Genomic DNA, 20,367 nt, shown 5'->3' with positions numbered 1-20,367 from the left:
CAAAGACCCCGATCATCTGAGGGGTCGACAATCCCCGATGCCGGGGCGAACAAAGACCCCGATCATTTGAGGGGTCGACATTGCCCGATGCCGGGGCGAACAAAGACCCCGATCATTTGAGGTGTCGTCAATTTATTTCTGCGATTAGAGTTCCCTTATCGGCCAGGGATTTGTAATAACCGCCCTGATTTATCAGATCCAGATGGGACCCCTCTTCCACAATTTCTCCGTTTTTCATGACGTAGATCCGGTCGGCCCTCATAATGGTCGACAGCCGGTGAGCTATGATAATTGTTGTACGATTTTTACATAACTTCCACAGTGCTTCCTGAATCATCGCTTCCGATTCGTTGTCGAGGGAACTGGTCGCCTCGTCGAAGATGAGGATCTCGGGATTTTTCAGGAAGACACGGGCAATGGAGATTCTCTGCTTCTGGCCGCCCGAAAGAAGAACGCCCCGCTCGCCCACTTCCGTTTCCAGACCGTCGGGCAGTGTTTCGATGAAAGATTCCAGATTGGACATCTTTACAGCTTCCCGAATCTGCTCTTCCGTCGCCGCCGGTTTACCGTAGACTATGTTCTCCCTGATCGTTCCGTCAAAGAGGAAGACATTCTGTTGCACGATTCCGATGGAACGGCGCAATGTTCTCTGTTTGAGCGATTTTATATCCTGCCCGTCTATTCTGATTGTCCCTTCCTGAATATCGTAGAACCGGGGAAGAAGTGATGCGAGCGTGCTTTTCCCTGCACCGGATTCTCCGGCAAGAGCTATTGTCTCACCGGCCCGGATCGTCAGATTGATATTTTTCAGTATCCAGTCGGGGGATTTGCTGTATCGGAAACTCACATTCTCCATAAGGAACTCACCACCGGCGGGATGGAAATCTACAGCTCCGGGCATATCTTTTATATCGGGCTCGATGTCCATGATTTCCTGAAAGCGTTCAAATGAGGAAATTCCCTGCTGAAGCTGCTCCGTAAAATTGATAAGTCGGTCTATAGGGGGAAGAATGATCCCTACATAGAGTATAAAAGCCAGCAGATCGACCAGATTCAATGAGCCCCGGTGGATAAGAAGGGCTCCTCCGCCGATTATACAGAAATAGTAGAAATCGCGGAGAAACTGCATAACCGAATGAAAACGGGCCATCCGCTGATAACTGATCTCTTTAGCGACGCGGAATGTATCGTTGCTCTTGTGAAATTTGTTGTTTTCAAGCCCTTCATTGGCAAAAGACTTAACTTCACGGATTCCCATAACGGAGTTTTCGACAGTACTGTTGATTTCGGCAATCTCTTTTCGCACCTTTCTGAAGCTCTTTCTCATACGGGAGCCCATATGAATTCCCCAGAATATCATTATGGGAAAAGGAATGAGGGAGATAAGAGCCAGTGACGTATTGAAAAAGAACATGACGATATACGCCATGATCAGAATGATTGTAGAGATAATAAGGTCTTCCGGAGCATGATGGGCCACCTCGGCGATAATGCTCAGGTCATTGGAAATCCGGCTCATAAGATGACCGGTCTTAACCCTGTCAAAATAGCTGAATGAGAGTTTTTGTATATGGGCGAAAATATCGCGGCGCATATCCGCTTCCATACGGACACCGAGGATATGGCCCCATTTAACCCTTATATAAGTCAGGATCGATCTGACCAGATAAATGGCGAAAATCAGGCTGAGGACATAGGCTATCCTTTTCACATCGCGGGAAGGCAGGATTTCCCCGATTAGGGACCGCGTTAAAAAAGGAAGACCGATAATCATGGCCGAAGCAATAACGGCGCAGGTCATATCCAGAATGAATAAATGTATATGGGGTTTGTAGTACCGGATAAAATTTTTGATCATAAAAGCACAATACAACAGGATCAGCTAAAATCCTATAGGAGAGTTATTGTGGAATTGATTTTTCCTGCGACATTTGCCTATTTAAGTTAGAATATGCTATCTTGTTATTAATGGCTTCACATATAAGAACAAGATAAGAAAACAAGACAGGAAAAGCCATATAACGGAGAAAACAATGAGTCGAAATATTAAATTGATATCCTGGAATGTCAACGGTCTCAGAGCCGCTTTGAAAAAGGACTTCTTCCAGTCCGTAGAAAAGTGCGATGCACAGATCTTTTCCGTACAGGAAACGAAGATGCAGGAGAGTCAGGTTACCGATGAGATGAGAGCCATTAACGGCGGGCACGATTACTGGAGCTTCTCCACAGTGAAAAAGGGATACAGCGGCGTCGCCACCTTTTCGCGGATCGAACCGGAAAGCGTCAGGCACGGCTTCGGAATCGAAGAGTTTGATCAGGAGGGCCGCATTCTGGAGATGGATTACGGCGACTTCGTTTTCTTCAATATATATTACCCCAACGGACAGCAGAGCGATGAAAGGCTCGATTACAAACTCCGTTTCTACGATGCCTTTTTCGACAGGGCGCAGGAGCTGCGGAAGGAAGGCCGTTCCGTCATTGCGACAGGAGACTTCAATACCGCCCATAATGCCATCGACCTGAAAAACGATAAAGCCAATGAAAAGTACTCCGGCTATCTGCGCATCGAGAGAGACTGGCTCGACAAGTTCACAGCCGCCGGATTTGTCGATACATTCCGCCATTTTCATCCCGAAGAAGAAAAATATTCCTGGTGGTCCTACCGGATGAACGCCAGAGCTAACAATACGGGATGGAGAATAGACTACTTCTTCGTATCTCAGGATATGATCGATAAGGGCTATGTAAAGAGCGCCTGGATCGACAATGAGATCTACGGATCGGACCACTGCCCGGTCGGGCTTGAGCTTGAACTGCCCATGAAATTCTTCTAGGTAAATTTCCTATATCTCTTAAAGCCGAATCGTGGTATTAATTAATACTGGTCAAAGCGGATATCCCCGGTGATATCCCCTTTAGTTTCATACATAAGAGACTCCAGGGTTGATGGGGTATCCGCTGCGATCAACTTTTTTTCTCTCAAATCACCGACATTTTCAACGCTCATGCAAAAGCTACGGTAATGTATTATTATTTAGCAATGGGGACAGGTGGGGATTTGTCAAACACCTTTCTACAGGATTGATTGAATCGCCCTCTTATGCCATACTGCAGATAAGATAAATTTATCTCCATTAGAGATAAGAATATCGATAAATAAGGACTCCGGAGAGCCCCGGTAGTCAAAGTCAGTGAAAAGCGGTCCTGCCGCAATGAAATCATAGCCGAATGGCTAAGGAATAAATGAGGAGAATATAAATGGGAAAAATCAGAGTTGGTTTTAACGGAATGGGAAGAATCGGAAAGAACGTAATGCGTGTCATAACTTCCGAGCTTAGCGACAAAATTGAAATTGTAGCCGGAAACGACCTCGTTTCTGCAGACGCAATTGCAAAAAGCCTTCCCAAAGACTCTATCCACGGAAGATTCCCCGTTGATGTAAAACTCATCAGCGACAACGTCATTAAAATCGGCGACAACGAAGTTACTGTTTACGCCGAAAAAGATGCGAACAACATTCCCTGGGCAAAACACAACGTAGACGTAGTTTTCGAGTGTACAGGATTCTACCTGAGTACAGAAAAAGCACAGGCTCACATCAATGCCGGAGCTAAAAAAGTTATCGTATCCGCACCTTGTAAAGACGACACGAAAACAGTTGTTATCGGTGTTAACCACGAAACTCTTACCGGTGATGAGAAAATCATTTCCAACGCCAGCTGTACTACAAACTGTTACGCACCCATGACTCACGCTATCGATATGACTTATGAAGTAATCAGCGGTCTGATCTGTACAACTCACGCTGCAACTGCAACTCAGAACGTTGCCGATACATTCGGCGGCGGAAAAGCCAGAGCGACTCTCAACAACATTATCCCCGCGTCAACCGGTGCGGCTATCGCTGTTGGAAAAGTTCTTCCCCACCTCAATGGAAAACTCAACGGTACAGCGCTCAGAGTCCCCACGGACACAGGTTCCGTTGTTGAAGCTTTCTATGTTATCAAAGGTGAAGTTTCCGCAGACGAAATCAAGAAAGCGATCGCTGCCAATGTTGAAAAAATCAACGCTTCTTCCTTTCTCGGAAAAGTTGCCACTTTCGGCGATTACTACGAGTGTTCAAGAGACTGTGTCGGCGAGCCCTACACTTCCATGATCACAGACAATATCCAGGTTGTTCCCGCTGACGGAAACACAATGGTTAAAGTAACGTCTTTCTACGACAACGAAATGGGTTACTCCAACAAAATGGCTGAGCTGGCTCTGATTATTTCCAAATAATCGACGCTGAACAGCTTATTGAAGTCCCCGCTTTACGCGGGGATTTTTTTTTACTCTATACCATATTTCGAGAGAACGCGGGAAAGAATATTCTTCTGTATCAGTTCATCGAGCAGACTGTTAATCTCAATGACAGAGACTGGAGAGCCTGTGCGAACCAGAACCGTATGATCGTACTTCTGATCGTACCGCACGGAAACCAGTAATCTATTGCCGAGTTCCGGTTCTTCTTTCAACAAAGTTTTCAGATAGGTTTGAGTAACGATGGAAAGATCAGCGACTCCCTGGAGCACCTTCTCAATATTGATCCGATGGTCCCGGCTGAATTGGAGATGGAACAGACTGTTCATATACGCCTCATCGGAATTGAAGTCGACGAAGCCGTAGTGATATCCCAGAATAACCGCTATTGTCTTATCGCTTATATTCTCAAAATAGATCTGATCTCTTCCCGGTTCGGCCCGGGCAATGAATACTTCGCCGCCTTTGAGAAATGATCGGGAAAAGCTTACGGGATAATCAGTCCACCCCCAGCTGTCCTCTTCAAAAAACATGATGTCGAAACGCCCCTGCAGGAGATGTTCATACCGTCTTTTTGAAGTGGTCTCAACAAACCGGAAAGTATACTTATCCTGCAATCGGTTCAGCTCCCTGATAAGATCGATGGTCAGACCGGTATAAACTTCATTGCTCTCTTCAACGACAAAGGGCGGAAAAATATAACCGCCTACGTTAACGACATCTCCATATGATGAAAAAACAAATATTGAGAATATAAAAATCAGTAATAATACGGGGCGGAAGTTCATAATCCCTCTGGATTTAAGTATAGGCTGTCAACCGCCCCTTCACAATAGAAAACAGTCAGGATAACCCGCGGCGCATAAAGGTAACAAGCTCTTCCATATGATCCAGAGTTTCTTCCAGTCCTTCATTTCCGGACCCGGGAAAAATCTTATCGAAAGAACCGAAAAGAAAGGACAGGATCGCCTTTGCGAAATCCCGGCTGTATTTATTGCTGATTTCTCCTTTTTCCATCGCTTTGTCTATCATATCATCCATTCCGGACTGATCATCCCCGCCAAGCGCTGCCAGAGCTCTGTCATATATTTCCGAACCTTTTTCCCGGGCAAACATTCCCGCAAGGCGGTGCAGCTTCGGATGAGCATGGGCAAATCGTATCCCCAGTTCCGTCTGAATCATGAACAGGGAGTAAATATCATCATCTTTTGCCGCAGTCCCGCGCCTTTCCATCTCTTTCCGGATAAATTCCCATTTCTTTCCGGCTCCCTCTTTCAGAAGATGGAGGTACAGCCCGTATTTGTTTTCAAATCTGTAATAAAAGGATCCTTTGCTTATGGCCGCTTTTTCAATGATTCTGTTAATGGAAGCTTCCTCGTAACTGTAAGTCGAGAATTCTTCGAGAGCCGCTTCAAAGAGTAAATTTTCATCGATCCGTGCTTTACCCATATTACTTCAGATACCTTTCCGTCAGATCCATAAGGGATTTCTGTTCTTCCCTATCATAGGTATAGGGAACCGATTTGACCGGTTTCCGATTCTCATCGAAATAGACGCCGCTTATGCCTATGACATCGGGAGATGTTGCCAGCCAGGCATAGGTTTCAGCCATTTTCTCCGGCGTGATGGATTTCTTCGACTTTATGGCATACATCCATTTTATAAAGGGACTCAGATCGGGATACCGGGAGAGGTCGATTTTAACATTGGTGACCCTGATGCAGTTGGCTGTAACCGGTGATTCTTTCAACTGATCCGCCAGCCAGTAGGTATACATAACCTGTGCCCTTTTCGATTGGTAGTAGGCTTTCGTAACGGTAAATTTTCTCTTCCCGAATTCCGGATCAGCCAGATCAATCCGCAAACGCGGCATGATGATGAGTCCTTTCGACGCAATGGTGATGACCCTCCCCTCCTCACTTTTCTTCAGATTATCGAGAAGCAGTTTTGTCAGGTAGACAGGACCGATGTGATTGGCAGCCCAGATTGTCTCGACTCCCTCGGCATTTTTTTCCGGTTCTTTCTGGGAAATATCGAAAATGGCAGCGTTGTGAATCAGCACCTCAACAACGGGATACTTTCCTGAAACCTCTTCGGCAAATTGCCTGATGGAACTCTTCAGCCCCATATCGACCAGCATGAGTTCCAGAGACAGATCGGGATTCTCTTTCTTCATTGTTTCCAGAGCTTTCCGTCCTCTCTCTTCATTCCTGCAGGCCATTATAACATGGTATCCCTTTCCGGCTATCTGCTTCGCCGCTTCTTTTCCTATCCCGGAATTGGCTCCGGTCACTATACAGATTTTCTTTGACATTATTGATCCTCCTAAAAAAACCTACCAGTCTAGACCACATGGTTTAATTAGAATATACATGAAATATACCACTTAGTCTAATTAATTCTCACCTGTTTACGGATTGATTAGAATCTGATAGGTAAAGTAGACAGCCGCGATAGCTTCATCGTAGGATCTCAACTCCCTTTCGCATGCTGAAACAACTGAGATTTTTAAATTATTCATCGGGGAATGATTGGTTTCGCCCTTATCATCAGAATCATTAAGACTCTGCAGGCAGAATTGACTGATGGCCTTCCAATCTGAAGCAGCGAACCACTCCTTCAGATCCCGATGAAACTGATAGAATTGCGCCCGGTCTCTCGCCTGTTCCAGAAAGGAATCAAGACCTGTCCCTCTGTCCAGATTCCCGGAACTGTATATCTCAGCCAGCGGGGGCGTCATATCAAAGAGCTCCGCTGTGAGAGAAAAATAGCTCTGCCCGAGCATAGAACTCTCCTCATTTTCATTCATACTGAATGTCTCGGTGAATATTGTTCCATCGGGATCCATGTTCTTCAGCGCGATGAGATAGTTGATCTTTTCCCAGGGGATCTTTGCTTCGCGAGCCAATGCCCGTATCCGGTTGAGTGTTTCGCTATGCCCTGTCCGGCTGAGAGATTTGGCCGCATGGGATCTGACCAGAGGATCATCGTTATCGAGAAGTTCGATGAGAAGATTCTCGACTTTCTCTCCCTCGTAAGCTCCGAGAGCGAAGATGGCATTTATCTGCTGATATGATCCGCTATCTCCCGCCTCCCGCAGAAGATCGTCGAGAAGCTCCGGCCTGGGATTGTTAAAAAGCGTTTTTATAACTTCCGCTTTCACGGGAGAAAGAGGCGCGGCCATGATGGAGCGGATCTCCTCTGTCGCGATGGGTGCGTTGTTCCGGCTCATGGACATGATAACAGTTCTTTTTCTCACCGGATCGTCGGTGGCATTGAGTTTACCGATATAGTTGTAGGCCCTTAGCCCTTCGAGAGAAAATAATATGGACATGGTTTCCCTGGGCGTAAGACTGCCCTTCTCCCGGAGAAACAGACTCAGGACGAATAAAACGGCGGAAAGAACAGCCGCCGAGAAAAAGAGGAAACTGAATGAATTAGGCAAATTTATAGTGGACTGCTGTCCCAGGTCGATAAGCAGACCGCCTGTAACCCCGGCAAGAAGAGAAAAAATTGCCATAACGAAGTTAATCATGGCATTGTATCCGAAATTATCCTTTTCCGGCATGGAATTGACCATGACGCGGGCAATGAGAACATTGGCTGAGAGCATGAAGAAATTGGAAAAGAATCCCAGTACGAAGAAGACGAACCAGGGAAGCCCCTCTCCCGTTGAGAGAGGCAGAAACATCCAGGCGAGATAGGATAAAGCCATAAAAAGGCTCATGCCGATCAGGAGGGGGCGGCTGCCGATCCGGTCGGCAAAGGTGCGCCCGAAAAAACCCGATACGATATTGGCCAGAGCAATTACCATTGTATAGAGAAAAACGACATTGGCGCCGAAACCCGCTTCCTTGCGTACGAAAACGATAGTCAGTCCGTTGATAACCATAATGGATATGAATATCCATTTGATCATCAGCGGGAAAAAACGGTCTTTTCTTTTAAGCGATTCACCGAGTATGACAAAGATATTACGCCCTTTCCGGTACTCGACCGTATCCCGGCAGGCGACCTGTCTCAGCTGCCAGGAGGCGGAGCTGTTAAAAATAACACCGATAATCTGAAGCAGGAGAATGCCGACGACACCTGTGAAAAACTGTATGGACGTAATGAGAAAACTGAACAGCTTCGCCACAACCGAAGCTGTCTGATTGGCGATGTTCCCCATCGCCAGCACTTCGCCCCGGTTCTGGGAAGTGGTGACCATCCTGACCAGAGGATTCCAGATAACCACGCCGATCATCCTGGCGGAACAGAAGAGCGTATAGACAACAAGAATTAAAATAACGGCGGACTGGCCCTCCAGAAAAAAAAGAAGGAGATACAGCAGAACAAAAAGTCCCCGCAAAAACCAGGCCGTGGACTGGACTTTTATAAGATTCCCGCCGGCGAGAAAGCGGGGAAGAAACAGGAGAATGATGCCGGTTAGAAAGATGGCCGATGAAATATAGCCCAGTTCTATATTGGATGCACCGAAATGCATAGCCAGGAGATAAACCGGAGTTTCCCCCATAAAGTTGAAACCGAGACCGTTAAAAGCCTGAAACTTATAAAGACGGGATTTTCCATGACGTCTTTCATCTTCTGATAAAAACTTTGTCTGCATTTGTTAAATAATATACTTTCAATCCTCTTATGTCTTTAAATCTTCCCATTTTATTGTAACTTTCCTCTTCCGCGTTTGTTAAACTTTTACCACAGCACAGAGCTGTTGGAGTTTTCAGGACTAACTAACATCATTGACAGATACGGGATTCTCATTACTTTTAAAGGTAGCAACCGGAAATGACTGGGAGGTTATTATGAAACTGAAGAAGGATATTTCTCTATACGGCGTTTTCAGCATAGCGACGGGGGCCATGATCAGTTCCGGTATATTCATTCTGCCCGCTCTGGCTTTCACCAGAGTCGGACCGGCTCTCTTCCTGTCCTATCTTCTGGCGGGCGTGCTGGGCCTTATCGGCGTTCTCAGCGTCATAGAGCTTACGACGGCCATGCCTAAAGCTGGAGGAAACTACTTTGCCATAAATAAAACCTTCGGCCCCATGGTCGGTACTGTTTCCGGGATACTGAGCTGGATCGCCCTGGCTCTGAAAAGCGCCTTTGCCATATACGGAATCTCGGAACTCATTTTTATCTACACGGGATTCAGTACGATTCTGTCCGGTCTCATTCTGACTCTCCTCTTTGTTTTTGTGAATATCAGAGGTTCAAAAGAGACTGTTATTTTTCAGATGATCATGGTCACCGGGATGCTCGTTCTGATGGCTGTCTATGTTGTTCTGGGAATCGGCAATATCGATGTCTCTCTCTATAAAGGGATGTTCAACACAGGAGGAAACCAGATTATCTACACAGCCGGTTTCGTGTTCGTCTCCTTCGGAGGACTTCTGAACGTCTCCAACATTGCAGAAGAAGTAAAAAACCCCAAAAGGAATATCCCGCTCGGAATCATTTCGTCCATTGTATCAGTCACCGTGTTTTACGTACTGATCACCTGGGTTCTGGCGGGTACGCTCGAACCTGAAGCTTTCAGGAATTCCCATGCGCCGGTTGCCGAATCAGCCCGGAACATAATCGGACTCCCCGGTTATCTGATCATCGCCGGGGCCTCGACACTGGCCTTTTTTACAACAGCGAACGGAGGTATCATGTCCGCTTCGCGATACCCCCTGGCCCTAAGCCGGGATAAGCTGGCTCCGGGATTTCTCGGCAGAATCAGCAGCCGGTTCAAAACTCCCGTTTTATCCATTGCCGCAACTGGGGCAATTATATTCATATCCCTGCTTCTTCCCCTCGAAATGCTGGTTAAAGCGGCTTCGACCATCATTCTAACCTCCTATGTTCTCACCAATATCGCTGTAATCATCATGCGGGAAAGCAAACTGAAGAATTACAAACCCAGTTTCAAGGCTCCTCTCTACCCCTGGCTTCAGATTTTCAGCATAGGGCTTTTCGCTTTCTTCATTGTCGATATGGGCTTGAGTTCTATAGAAATCAGTCTGGCAATGGTATTTGTGAGCTTTATTATCTATATGTTTTTCGGAAGGAAAGTAAAAAACAGGGAAACGGCCATACTCCATCTTCTGAGGAAACTGACAGAAGGGAAGCTGGAGGAAAACCTGCTGGAAGAGGAATTGCGTGAGATTATAATCAGCAGGGATGAGAACGAGCACGATGCGTTGGACAGACTTCTTTTGGATGCGGCTTTTATCGATATCAAAGGTGTAAATTTCTTTGACCAACTGCTTGATGATAGAGGACCGGATCTGGAAAACCTCTTTCGAATAAAAAAAGAGGAAATTCGATCGACTTTTATAAAAAGCGAGATGAAAAGCAGTTTCGCCCTGTCTGATTTTCTGGCCATCCCTCATATTTCCCTCCCCGACAGCAAGGATATGAAGCTGCTTGTAGTCAGAAGCAAAGAGGGGATTCAGTTTCCCGGAAACGGGAAAAAGGCTCACGCTCTGTTTATCCTGGGCAGGGGCAAAGAAAGAGAACATGAAGCTCTTCTCATACTGGCGTCCCTCATCGATATGGCGGAATCCGATGAGTTCCGGAAAAACTGGATAAGGGCCGAAAATGCCGATGCGCTTAAAAGACAGATTTTAGAGAGCGAAAGGACAAAGGTTCCCGAAGTCTATTGATAACAGTAAATTTTCTGAACCTGAATGATCGACAGAAGTGGAAGGTGACTTTTGTTCCGAAATAATCTACTATGCTCTCCGTTATGGTAAATCTATCGAATATTAAACTGGCATACGGTGAAAGAGTCATCTTCAGAAACGGCACATTCCTCGTTCGCCCTAATGATAAAATCGGCCTGGTCGGCCCCAACGGCTCGGGCAAAACAAGTCTCTTCAGAATCATCTCCGGTGAAGAACATCCCGATGAGGGAACGGTTTCCGTAGAATCGGGTAAAACCGTCGGCTATTTTTCCCAGGATGTGGGAGAAATGAAGGGACATAGCGCCCTGACGGAAGTTCTAAAAGGATCGGGCAATATTTTTGCCATCGGCGAAGAGCTTACGGAGCTTGAACATGAGATGTGCGAGCCCATGGACGACGAAGCCATGGACAAACTGATGAACCGATACGGCGAATTGCAGATGGAGTATCAGAACAAGGGCGGCTACACCCTGGAAAATGACGGGAAGGCCATTCTCAACGGTCTTGGCATCGGATCGGATCGTTGGGACGATCCGGTAGAGAACTTCAGCGGGGGATGGAAGATGCGGATCGCCCTGGCGAGAATCCTTCTCCAGAACCCCGACATCCTTCTTATCGACGAGCCGACAAACCACCTCGATGTGGAGACCATCGTCTGGCTCGAAGAATGGCTCAAAGAATTCAAAGGCTCCCTGGTTATGACATCCCACGACCGCGAGTTCATGACGAGAATCTGCAACCGCACCATCGAAATCGCCTCGGGAGAGATAACCATGTATTCCGGCGATTACGATTTCTACATGAGGGAAAGAGTCATCCGCCGGGAACAGCTGGTGGCATCGAAAAAGAAACAGGATGCCATGCTGGCCAAGGACGAGGAGTTTATCGCCCGCTTCGCCGCCAGAGCTTCTCATGCCGCCCAGGTCCAGTCCCGGGTCAAGAAGATAGAAAAAATCGAAAGAGTCGTTATACCCCCGGAACCGAAGGTTATGAAAATCCGGCTCAAGGAGCTGAAACGGAGCGGGGACATCGTCGTCTCCATGGAAAACCTCGGGAAGAAATGGCCCCTTCAAAACGGGACCGAGCTCTCTGTTTTCAGCGGCATTACGGGAACTATAGAGCGGACAAATAAAATCGCCCTGACCGGAGTGAACGGAGCGGGAAAATCGACGCTTTTAAAAGTGATATCCGAACAGACCGGAGCGACGGAAGGGACCTGTACAACAGGCGGAAGCGTTTCCATGGGATACTTCAGCCAGTATTCCAGCGATCTTCTGAATCCCGATAACACCATCTTCGAAGAAGTAGCCGCCCGGCTGCCCGACGAAACCATGGGTTCGATCAAAAACTTACTGGGAGCTTTCCAGTTTTCCGGAGACGACACGGATAAAAAAATCGGTATACTCTCGGGAGGGGAAAAAAGCCGCGTTGTCCTGGCCTGCCTGATGGCCCAGCCGCTCAACTTCCTCATCTTCGACGAGCCGACGAACCACCTGGATATAGCATCCCGGGAGGTTCTTCTCGAAGCCCTGCAGGAATACGAGGGCACGCTGATCATCGTCAGCCACGACCGGTATTTTCTCAAGCATCTGGTCAACCGCGTTTTCGAGATCGATCACGGGAAAATGAATGTTTACGAAGGGGATTACGACTACTATCTCAGCAAGACGACTGAAATCTCATAGTACCGGTCAATCTAAACATTCAGGACCTTCTGTATTCCCGAAAAAAATACACGACTGAAGAGATGAGGGGAACCAGCGTAAAGGCCAGCACCCAGTTTCGCTTATTCTCTCTGAGAAGCTTTGATTCTGTCGTCAGATGACAGAGCATATGGTATTGGAGAATCATCAGGGCAAGACATGCCGACAAATAAATTAGAGTTTTCAATTCGCACCCGACCTTTACATTATTACAATGTATAATATAAAACTTTTAATCTATTTTCAATAATTAAAAAACCTCTTATACTTATGATCGTGAAAGACAACAAACCGAGAAATCTTAAAACTACAGACGAACTGTGGGACGAGATAAAAAAAATATCCCGTTACGAACACCGCAGTCTTAATGAGCAGATCAATTATTTCCTCAAAAACAGCTGCCGGGAGTTCAGAAAAAATAACCCCGAGTTTGACAATTCCGAGGATTCAGCCGACAGAAAAACGGTAAAAGAGCTGGCCCAGATTATTAAGGAAAGCCGCATTTCCTCCTTTACCGATAAGCCCAAGATTCTTCTGATTGATGACTCCTACATTGAGAATATGATCTACAAAGAATACCTGGAATCTCATAATTGCGAAGTCTTCCTGGCTTTCAATGAGGATACAGCGCTGGAACTGACGGGAAAGATTCCCGGCATAGACATAGCCATAATCGATTACCGCCTGCCGGAAATGACAGCGGACCAGCTTCTGGAAAAAATGCAGAAGATCAATAACAGTTTCGATTCGATAATCGTAACCTCCGATATCCGTCCGTTCATAAGGACGTCCTTCGGGAACTGCGATCCCGAACCTTATGCCTTTATTGAAAAATCAGCTGACAACCTTGAGATCCTGATCAAGGAAATACAAAAGAAAATCTGAACGGATTACTCGCCGATATGAAGCAGATGAAGACTGGTAACCTTCTTCAGCTGCTCTATTGTCGCCGGTTTTTCCAGATAGCCGTTTGCTCCCACATCAAGTGATTTTTCCCGACTCCCGGGGTCGGATCCGGCTGAAAAGAGATAGATGGGAACAAGATATCCCAGACTGCGGCATCTCGATACGAACTGGTAGCCATTAATATCCTTCATCATAATATCGCTGAAAATGAAATCCACATTATTGGTTTTCATCATGAACAAGGCTTCTTCGGCCGATCGGGCGGTCAGCAGATTCAACTTTTTTACAAATTGCCTCAGCTGCTGCCCCAATATGGATGAGATTATATCCTGATCATCGACAATCAGGACAGTCTGTACGGACATGGTTACGGGAACTCTGGTCTGAACCATCTGGTGTGAGAATTCAAACTCGGTGAGATTGAGGAGATCATTAATCTGGATAAGGAGATCCGTTACGGATTGATCCATAACCTTGTACTGTTTTTCAAATTCCTGCTCCTTGTCCATGCTGTTCCGGATCAGGTCCAGAGAGCCCTTAACAGCGTATAAAGGAGTTTTCAGGGAGTGCGATACACGGGAAAAAAGTCCGTCCTTCTGCTCGATGAGTGAAACATTGTGTTTGAAAGTCTCTCCGTACCGGACCGCATTCTGAACTCCCTGGAGGAGCATAAGAAAGCCGTAAAGGAGATGGTACTGTTCGGAAACGACACCTGTCCAGATAAGGAAAGATCTAATGAGCAGGAATAACAGTGTTGCCAGAACAACGATCCCTACAATTATCGTTCTTTTCAACTCCGCTCTTTTAAAATGAAGAATACTTATATGTACTGTGGCGAAAATGGCGAAAATCAGAGCGATCAGATATACAGGCGAGACTCTATAGAAAACGATAACGGGAACAGTCACGACAAGCAGAGCATAAAAAATCGATACGCCGATAAAATACCTCATGATCTGGGAGTATCCCGGATAGCGATAAACACTGAGGAAAAAGAGGGAATAGGCAATGGCGATAAGCGGTGTCGTTACCGTGCTGATTCGCTCGACGATGTAAAAATTATCGATAAAGAGCAGGATAACCCGGTTGTAAGTGGTCACATAGCGGACAGCCATAAGAGCATTAGCCGCGGACAGCCAGAGATATTCCCGGGCGCCTCCTTTCCTGTCCACAAGTCCTATACTCAAATAGAAAAGGGCTGCGAATAGAAGAGCACCGGCTATGAGAAGATCACCCATAATTCTCATATTAAACAGTCGGGAGACCTCTTCGGGATTACCGAAAAACAGAGAAGTATGAATTCCGCCGAATGTCGTAACATCATCTTCTATATCGAAACGGATCGATGCTTCCCCGGCAGCTGTAAAGGTAAAGCTTCGCGGTTTAATAGACGGAACGTTACCGTCGTGCAGAACGACCCCGTTAACCGTCAGGCGGTATCTGGTAAAGCAGTCCCGGACATAAAGAGCATACCGGGTATCTTCCTCAGGCAGAAGGATTTTCAGCCTGTAGGAACCCGAAGAGATTTTACCGCCCCATAAAGAAGGAACCGGTCCGTAATCCCAGGAATTCCCCTGACGGAATTCCCATTCACCATCCAGTCTGTATAAAATCTCTCCACTATCCTGCGAAAGATCGGCAAGACCTTTTTCAATTCTGATATCTTCGCTATTACAGGAAAAGAGCAGTAATGACAGGAGGAGGAATGAAAGGCGCTTCACTAAGCCTCTCCATTGATTTGCCGGTGAAGATTCTCAAATAAGAGAACCACTTTCTCAAAAGCCTCCGGATATTCAGATGATACTTTTTCCCTGGATAAATCACAGCATTCCCGGCAGATATCTTCCGCTTCGGCTGCGGAGATCATCCGGAAAGTGGACTTCAGCCGGTGGAATTCAAAATAGATTTTATCAAAATCACTTTGCGCCATTATTCCGCGGATTCTCTCGACGTTGGATGAAAAATCGCGGTAAAAGACATTTATATGTTCTTTTAGAAACTTTTCTCCGATCCCCAGTTTCCCGGCTGCTTCACTTATGCTGTACATCTGATTCAACAAGCTCCTTTCTTATAATATCTATGGCTCCGAACCTGTCGGTAATGGCAATCGGTTTATGATCAAATCGCAGAAAAATATCCTTCAGATCGCTGATATACCCGGCACTGGTGATAATAACCCGGGCACATTTATGAATATCCAGGAGTTTTTCATAAAGAACATCACCCAGAATGCCGTCGAGGGTGAAATCGATGATATAGAGAGAATCGGAATCGTCGGCATAGGAGAGAAATGAGTCTACCGAATCTGTTCCAAGGAATTCAACCGGCGGCTTCATGGCTCTGACCACTGATCCCATCAGAGCAAGATTGTTTTTGTTATCATCGATATAAATAACTTTCATTCTGTTCCCGGCAGAGTGATAACAGATGTCAGTCCGTCGTTTTTACTGATAATCTCAAGGGAACCTCCACACTCCTTAACGGATTGGACAGCTACATATAACCCCAGTCCGTTTCCATCTTTTCTGAGGCTGCGGCCCGGTTTAATAAATTCCGGAGGAATGACTCCGTCGAAACCGGAAAAACCATTTCCATTATCCTTTATGATTATTGATACTTCTTCAGCTTTATTCTCGACGGCAATAGAAATATGACTGTCCGGAACATCTGCTTCGAGAAGGGCATTGTAGGAATTTTCCAGAATATTCTCGACGGCGGTTTTCAGAAGTGAAGGATATACGGAAGCGTATACGGGCTGATCGGGAATAGAGAGGTTCAGGGGGATTTTTCTATCCCTGATCCGTTTGAGCCGGACAAACTCGGCAGATCGCCGGGTCAGCTGGGAGATATCAATTTTCTCTCTTTCTGTCCGGAAAGATTCGGAGAGATCGGAAACTATGGATTTGACCTTATCGGCGTACTCATCGATTATAACGCTTTCGTGATCGAGAATTTCCAGAGCTTTTTCTTTATCATCGAGATTATCCCTGATCAGACTGTTATATGCCTGAAGCGACGATATGCCGTTTGTTGAGTGGAGGAGACCGATGACCGCTGTCGAAACCCGGTCCTTCGCTTTTTGCGTTTGTGTTTTCCCCTGGATTCCATAGCTTCTGAAATGAAGGATGCAAACAATCAGAAGAAGCACAATCTCTATGGGGATCTTCCACAAGAGGGAAAAATCAGCCGCTAATAATATTATAGATACCAGGGCCAAAAACATAAAAGCAAGAATATAAAGTGTTTTGAGAGTTTCCCTGTTGTTTATTTTATACATTCTTTTAATGTTCTTGAAACAGGGGATAAATTGCAATAGTGTTGAGGAGAAAAAAGGAAAAATAATGAATATTATTCAAATTGAAATGGGAGGATTTCTGAAAAACTACTCCTACCTGGCCCTGTGCGAAGATTCGGGAAAAGCAATCCTGATAGATCCCGGTACAGCGTCTGCCACTCCCCGGAAATATTACCGGAAGATTCTTGACCGAATTCGAAGCGGGAATCTTGAAATCCTGTATATTGTGAATACACACAATCATTTTGATCATGTGCGGGGGAACCGCTACTTTCTCCGGAAAACGGGAGCTGAAGTCCGCAGTTATATAACTGGTTTGAGAGAAGGGGATAAAATCCGTTTCGGCAGTGAAGAATTAACAGTACTGGAAACCCCGGGGCACAGCGCGGACAGTATTTCTCTTTACGGTGACAGAAATCTTTTCACAGGCGATACCCTGTTTGTCGGTGATTCCGGTGCAACAATCAGCAAAGACAGCGACAGACCGGCTCTCGGGGCATCATTAAGAAAGCTGATTGAGGTTTGCCCGCCCGAAACGGTTGTCCTGCCGGGACATAATCTGGGAAAAACACCAACAACGACACTGCTACGGGAACAAAGGGAAAATGTTAACGCCGACGAGTACCGACTCGGCAGCGTCACATACAAAGGCAGTCTTATTTCCTGAGAATCTGACGCATTTCGACAAACTGCTCCACCGTGATTTCACCATTGATCAGGCGTTTCTGAAGAACTTCCATCGGAGTGTCTTTTTCGACGGCTCTGAGACTGTGTCTGTTTCTCACCAGAAAATACACGATAAGAGCCGTCAGGATAACGGCCAGACCGATCATGAGATAATATCCGCCGAATGCAGGCGTCCCGCTTAGCAAACCGCTATTGATTCCATTTAGTCCTCTGTACATTTTGTACCTCCAGTTTCTTTATATCTGGAATATAAAGGGCAGATGTGAAGGAATTGTAAAGGAAATCTGTTTAAAAAAAATAGAGCTGCCCCCAATGAGAACAGCTCCGGGAAAAAGAGAAAAGAATCCTATTGCGGTTCGTATCCCGCTTCCTTGACAGCGGACTTAACCGATTCGACCAGAGTCTCCTTATCTCCGCCGAGAGAAACAGTCAACTCACCGGCTTCGAGATTGACGAGGACAGAAGAGACTCCCTCAACAGCGCCGGCTGCTTTTTCAACAGCCATTTTACAGTGATTGCACGACATGCCGTTCACTTTTATTGTCACATCCATATTATTCTCCTTATAAGGTATATTTTCTTTTTCAGTCTTTGCGACTTTAAAATTTCTCAAACTCAGCGAATTGGAGACGACCGAAACGGAACTGAAAGCCATAGCCGCTCCGGCGATAACCGGATTAAGCAGTCCCAGCGCCGAAAAGGGAATTCCGATGGCATTGTAGAAAAAAGCCCAGAAGAGGTTCTGTTTTATCTTTCCCATAGTCTTCTTCGATAGTTGTATGGCTGCGGCGATTTCCCTCAGATCCCCTCTCATCAGCGTGATGTCGGAAGATTCCATAGCGATGTCCGACCCCTCGCCCATGGCGATGCCCAGATGGGCCGTAGCCAATGCCGGTGCGTCGTTTACACCGTCACCCGCCATGGCCACGATATGACCATCATTCTGCAGTTTTTTAATCTCCGCAGCTTTTCCTTCCGGCAGAACTTCCGCCAGAACATGATCGATCCCTGCTTCCGCTGCTATGGCTTCGGCCGTTCTCCTGTTGTCGCCAGTCATCATGAAAACCTGGAGACCCAGGGATCTGAGTTGGTCAACCCCTTCCCGGGAGTGTTCTTTTATGGTATCGGCAATGGAAATTAGGGCCAGGGCCTCTTTGCTGTCGGCCAGAATGACAACACTGTGCCCTTTTGACTCCATTTCGCCTTTCAGGGCACTCAGACCGCTTTGTTCTATTTCGTTTTCAGAGAGATAAGTGCCGGTTCCGATGAAATAAGTCTGACCGTCGAGAACCGCTTTTACCCCTTTCCCGGGAACAGCGGTAAAATCAACAGAATCAGGAATAGCCAATCCTTTCTCTTCAGCGGATTTCACGACGGCTTTCGCCAGGGGGTGTTCCGAGTGTTTTTCCAGAGAGGCGGCAATAGTCAGATAATGATCTTCATCGCCGCCGTTTAAAGAATGAATCCCTTTCATTTCCGGTCTGCCTCTTGTCACGGTACCGGTTTTATCGAGAACGACTGCAGAGAGTTTTCCCGCCTGCTGAAGGATTTCTCCGTTTTTAATGAGAATCCCTCTCTGAGCGCCGACTCCGGTCCCCACCATAATCGCCGTCGGAGTGGCCAGCCCCAGGGCGCAGGGGCAGGCGATAACCAGAACGGCCACGGAGGATACGAAAGCAGAAGTCAGCGATCCCGCGGCAAGCCACCAGAGTAGAAAGGTAACCAGCGCTATCAGCAGAACCACGGGGACGAAGACTGCGGCCACCTTATCGGCCAATTTCTGGATGGGAGCCTTGGATCCCTGAGCCTCCTCCACAACGGCGATAATCCGGGACAAAACTGAATCCTTCCCCACCCTTTCCGCCCGGAACTGAATGGAGCCGTAGCTGTTGATGGTCCCGCTAACAACTTTGTCGCCCGCCTGTTTTTCCACCGGCAGGCTTTCTCCGGTTATTGTGCTCTCGTCGACAGCTGTATTTCCCGAAAGAATCGTTCCGTCGACAGGGATTCTATCACCCGGACGGATGTGAACGATATCATCGGGGACGACATCGGCAATGGGCACTTCAACGACAGAACCGCCGCGGTTGACAAATGCTGTTTTCGGCTGAAGCCCCATAAGCTTTTTAATCGCTTCTGAAGTTTTCCCCTTGGCCCGGGACTCAAGATATTTCCCGAGAAGGACCAGAGTGATGATGATGGCCGACGCTTCGAAGTAGAGCCCGGAGGTTTCCACGCCGAGAGATTGGGCAAAGAAACCATTGAAAACACTGAAAAAATAGGCGGAGGATGTTCCCATGGCTACCAGAACATCCATGCCCGGGCTTCCGGCGGCCAGGGATTTCCAGGCGCCTTTATAGAAACGCCAACCGATCCAGAACTGGACAGGAGTGGCCAGAACAAGCTGAAACAGCGGATTGTGAAGGAACATGAGTCCCGGGATGTGAATAAACATGGTAACCATACCCAGAAGCAAAGGTGCGCTTAACAGAGAGGAAATGAGAGTGTGAACCCCCAGCTTCTTAATCTGCCTGTCTTTCTCCTTCTTCTCCTCATCGCCGTCATCTTCACGGGGCACCGTCGCCCCGTAACCGGCGGAGATGATGCTCTGCCTTATTTCCTCGACCGATGTTTTTTCCGGGTCATAGCTGACCGTTGCTTTCTCCGTGGCCAGATTGACCGCCGCCATATCGATCCCATCGTTTTTTCTGATTCCCTTCTCAACATGGGAAACGCATGCCGCACAGGTCATGCCCTGTATATTCAACTGGATAATTTCCATAAAAAACCTCACAATCCTGTC

18 protein-coding genes are annotated in these 20,367 nt (G+C 46.9%); 6 read left to right on the top strand and 12 right to left on the bottom strand.

What is annotated here, in order from left to right; all coding sequences use genetic code 11:
• Positions 1–127: 127 nt before the first annotated feature.
• Positions 128–1,858 carry an ABC transporter ATP-binding protein gene (locus tag HNR50_RS06485; protein ID WP_184745077.1) on the bottom strand — a complete coding sequence of 577 codons (1,731 nt, stop codon included), beginning with the start codon at positions 1,856–1,858 and terminating at the stop codon, positions 128–130.
• 175 nt (positions 1,859–2,033) lie between these two features.
• Here HNR50_RS06485 and HNR50_RS06480 point away from each other — a divergent pair, with 175 nt between their 5' ends.
• Positions 2,034–2,834 (top strand): exodeoxyribonuclease III, encoded by an 801-nt coding sequence (locus HNR50_RS06480; protein WP_221439822.1) that lies wholly within the window; start codon positions 2,034–2,036, stop codon positions 2,832–2,834.
• Between the two features lie 41 nt (positions 2,835–2,875).
• Here the strand turns inward: HNR50_RS06480 and HNR50_RS22580 are convergent, their stop codons facing one another.
• Entirely contained in the window at positions 2,876–3,007 is a 132-nt protein-coding gene (locus HNR50_RS22580) for a hypothetical protein (RefSeq protein ID WP_281389040.1), read from the bottom strand.
• A 251-nt stretch (positions 3,008–3,258) separates the two neighbouring features.
• Here HNR50_RS22580 and HNR50_RS06475 point away from each other — a divergent pair, with 251 nt between their 5' ends.
• Positions 3,259–4,281 carry a type I glyceraldehyde-3-phosphate dehydrogenase gene (locus HNR50_RS06475; RefSeq protein WP_184745075.1) on the top strand — a complete coding sequence of 341 codons (1,023 nt, stop codon included), beginning with the start codon at positions 3,259–3,261 and terminating at the stop codon, positions 4,279–4,281.
• A gap of 50 nt (positions 4,282–4,331) precedes the next feature.
• On the opposite strand, the gene HNR50_RS06470 is transcribed toward HNR50_RS06475, so the two are convergent.
• The 4 genes from HNR50_RS06470 to HNR50_RS06455 form a co-directional block, all read right to left on the bottom strand.
• Positions 4,332–5,090, bottom strand: a complete 759-nt coding sequence (locus HNR50_RS06470) for a substrate-binding periplasmic protein (protein ID WP_184745072.1) — start codon at positions 5,088–5,090, stop codon at positions 4,332–4,334.
• A gap of 55 nt (positions 5,091–5,145) precedes the next feature.
• Positions 5,146–5,751: a TetR/AcrR family transcriptional regulator gene (locus tag HNR50_RS06465; protein ID WP_184745070.1), complete on the bottom strand. Its 606-nt coding sequence runs from the start codon at positions 5,749–5,751 to the stop codon at positions 5,146–5,148.
• 1 nt (position 5,752) lies between these two features.
• Positions 5,753–6,616 carry an SDR family NAD(P)-dependent oxidoreductase gene (locus HNR50_RS06460; protein ID WP_184745068.1) on the bottom strand — a complete coding sequence of 288 codons (864 nt, stop codon included), beginning with the start codon at positions 6,614–6,616 and terminating at the stop codon, positions 5,753–5,755.
• Between the two features lie 96 nt (positions 6,617–6,712).
• Positions 6,713–8,911 carry an MFS transporter gene (locus tag HNR50_RS06455; RefSeq protein ID WP_184745066.1) on the bottom strand — a complete coding sequence of 733 codons (2,199 nt, stop codon included), beginning with the start codon at positions 8,909–8,911 and terminating at the stop codon, positions 6,713–6,715.
• A 196-nt stretch (positions 8,912–9,107) separates the two neighbouring features.
• On the opposite strand from HNR50_RS06455, the gene HNR50_RS06450 reads away from it, so the two are divergent.
• The 3 genes from HNR50_RS06450 (at position 9,108) to HNR50_RS22575 (ending at position 13,561) form a co-directional block, all read left to right on the top strand.
• The gene (locus HNR50_RS06450) at positions 9,108–10,952 is read left to right on the top strand and encodes an amino acid permease (protein WP_184745064.1); all 1,845 of its coding nucleotides are present in this window, start codon (positions 9,108–9,110) and stop codon (positions 10,950–10,952) included.
• An 83-nt stretch (positions 10,953–11,035) separates the two neighbouring features.
• Entirely contained in the window at positions 11,036–12,658 is a 1,623-nt protein-coding gene (locus HNR50_RS06445) for an ABC-F family ATP-binding cassette domain-containing protein (protein ID WP_184745062.1), read from the top strand.
• Positions 12,659–12,952: 294 nt separating this feature from the next.
• Positions 12,953–13,561, top strand: coding sequence for a response regulator (locus HNR50_RS22575; protein ID WP_184745060.1), 609 nt, complete (start codon positions 12,953–12,955; stop codon positions 13,559–13,561).
• Positions 13,562–13,566: 5 nt separating this feature from the next.
• Here HNR50_RS22575 and HNR50_RS06435 read toward each other — a convergent pair whose 3' ends face one another.
• Genes HNR50_RS06435 through HNR50_RS06420 form a run of 4 tightly spaced genes read right to left on the bottom strand, consistent with a single transcriptional unit; the run spans position 13,567 to position 16,805 of the window.
• Complete coding sequence (locus tag HNR50_RS06435) at positions 13,567–15,303, bottom strand: response regulator (protein ID WP_184745058.1); 1,737 nt, start codon at positions 15,301–15,303, stop codon at positions 13,567–13,569.
• The gene (locus HNR50_RS06430) at positions 15,303–15,629 is read right to left on the bottom strand and encodes an Hpt domain-containing protein (protein WP_184745056.1); all 327 of its coding nucleotides are present in this window, start codon (positions 15,627–15,629) and stop codon (positions 15,303–15,305) included. Before HNR50_RS06430 ends, HNR50_RS06435 begins: the two co-directional genes overlap by 1 nt.
• Positions 15,613–15,984: a hypothetical protein gene (locus tag HNR50_RS06425; RefSeq protein WP_184745054.1), complete on the bottom strand. Its 372-nt coding sequence runs from the start codon at positions 15,982–15,984 to the stop codon at positions 15,613–15,615. Before HNR50_RS06425 ends, HNR50_RS06430 begins: the two co-directional genes overlap by 17 nt.
• A complete protein-coding gene (locus HNR50_RS06420; protein ID WP_184745052.1) occupies positions 15,981–16,805 on the bottom strand; it encodes a sensor histidine kinase in 825 nt (274 codons plus the stop codon). Before HNR50_RS06420 ends, HNR50_RS06425 begins: the two co-directional genes overlap by 4 nt.
• Positions 16,806–16,923: 118 nt before the next feature.
• Here HNR50_RS06420 and HNR50_RS06415 point away from each other — a divergent pair, with 118 nt between their 5' ends.
• Complete coding sequence (locus HNR50_RS06415; RefSeq protein WP_184745050.1) at positions 16,924–17,544, top strand: MBL fold metallo-hydrolase; 621 nt, start codon at positions 16,924–16,926, stop codon at positions 17,542–17,544.
• Here HNR50_RS06415 and HNR50_RS06410 read toward each other — a convergent pair.
• Both HNR50_RS06410 and HNR50_RS06405 read right to left on the bottom strand, forming a co-directional pair.
• Positions 17,534–17,782, bottom strand: coding sequence for a hypothetical protein (locus tag HNR50_RS06410; RefSeq protein WP_184745049.1), 249 nt, complete (start codon positions 17,780–17,782; stop codon positions 17,534–17,536). The two genes, HNR50_RS06415 and HNR50_RS06410, sit on opposite strands and share 11 nt — an antisense overlap.
• A gap of 128 nt (positions 17,783–17,910) precedes the next feature.
• The gene (locus tag HNR50_RS06405) at positions 17,911–20,346 is read right to left on the bottom strand and encodes a heavy metal translocating P-type ATPase (protein ID WP_184745047.1); all 2,436 of its coding nucleotides are present in this window, start codon (positions 20,344–20,346) and stop codon (positions 17,911–17,913) included.
• Between the last annotated feature and the right edge of the window lie 21 nt (positions 20,347–20,367).

Source organism: Spirochaeta isovalerica, assembly GCF_014207565.1.
GTDB classification, from domain to species: Bacteria; Spirochaetota; Spirochaetia; order DSM-2461; family DSM-2461; genus Spirochaeta_F; species Spirochaeta_F isovalerica.
This window is presented reverse-complemented; position numbering and strand designations above follow the sequence as displayed.

Coding starts and splice junctions, on each gene's coding strand:
- HNR50_RS06485 (WP_184745077.1), bottom strand. CDS start 1,858: ATGATCAAAAATTTTATCCGGTACTACAAACCCCATATACATTTATTC.
- HNR50_RS06480 (WP_221439822.1), top strand. CDS start 2,034: ATGAGTCGAAATATTAAATTGATATCCTGGAATGTCAACGGTCTCAGA.
- HNR50_RS22580 (WP_281389040.1), bottom strand. CDS start 3,007: ATGAGCGTTGAAAATGTCGGTGATTTGAGAGAAAAAAAGTTGATCGCA.
- HNR50_RS06475 (WP_184745075.1), top strand. CDS start 3,259: ATGGGAAAAATCAGAGTTGGTTTTAACGGAATGGGAAGAATCGGAAAG.
- HNR50_RS06470 (WP_184745072.1), bottom strand. CDS start 5,090: ATGAACTTCCGCCCCGTATTATTACTGATTTTTATATTCTCAATATTT.
- HNR50_RS06465 (WP_184745070.1), bottom strand. CDS start 5,751: ATGGGTAAAGCACGGATCGATGAAAATTTACTCTTTGAAGCGGCTCTC.
- HNR50_RS06460 (WP_184745068.1), bottom strand. CDS start 6,616: ATGTCAAAGAAAATCTGTATAGTGACCGGAGCCAATTCCGGGATAGGA.
- HNR50_RS06455 (WP_184745066.1), bottom strand. CDS start 8,911: ATGCAGACAAAGTTTTTATCAGAAGATGAAAGACGTCATGGAAAATCC.
- HNR50_RS06450 (WP_184745064.1), top strand. CDS start 9,108: ATGAAACTGAAGAAGGATATTTCTCTATACGGCGTTTTCAGCATAGCG.
- HNR50_RS06445 (WP_184745062.1), top strand. CDS start 11,036: ATGGTAAATCTATCGAATATTAAACTGGCATACGGTGAAAGAGTCATC.
- HNR50_RS06430 (WP_184745056.1), bottom strand. CDS start 15,629: ATGTACAGCATAAGTGAAGCAGCCGGGAAACTGGGGATCGGAGAAAAG.
- HNR50_RS06425 (WP_184745054.1), bottom strand. CDS start 15,984: ATGAAAGTTATTTATATCGATGATAACAAAAACAATCTTGCTCTGATG.
- HNR50_RS06420 (WP_184745052.1), bottom strand. CDS start 16,805: ATGTTTTTGGCCCTGGTATCTATAATATTATTAGCGGCTGATTTTTCC.
- HNR50_RS06415 (WP_184745050.1), top strand. CDS start 16,924: ATGAATATTATTCAAATTGAAATGGGAGGATTTCTGAAAAACTACTCC.
- HNR50_RS06410 (WP_184745049.1), bottom strand. CDS start 17,782: ATGTACAGAGGACTAAATGGAATCAATAGCGGTTTGCTAAGCGGGACG.
- HNR50_RS06405 (WP_184745047.1), bottom strand. CDS start 20,346: ATGGAAATTATCCAGTTGAATATACAGGGCATGACCTGTGCGGCATGC.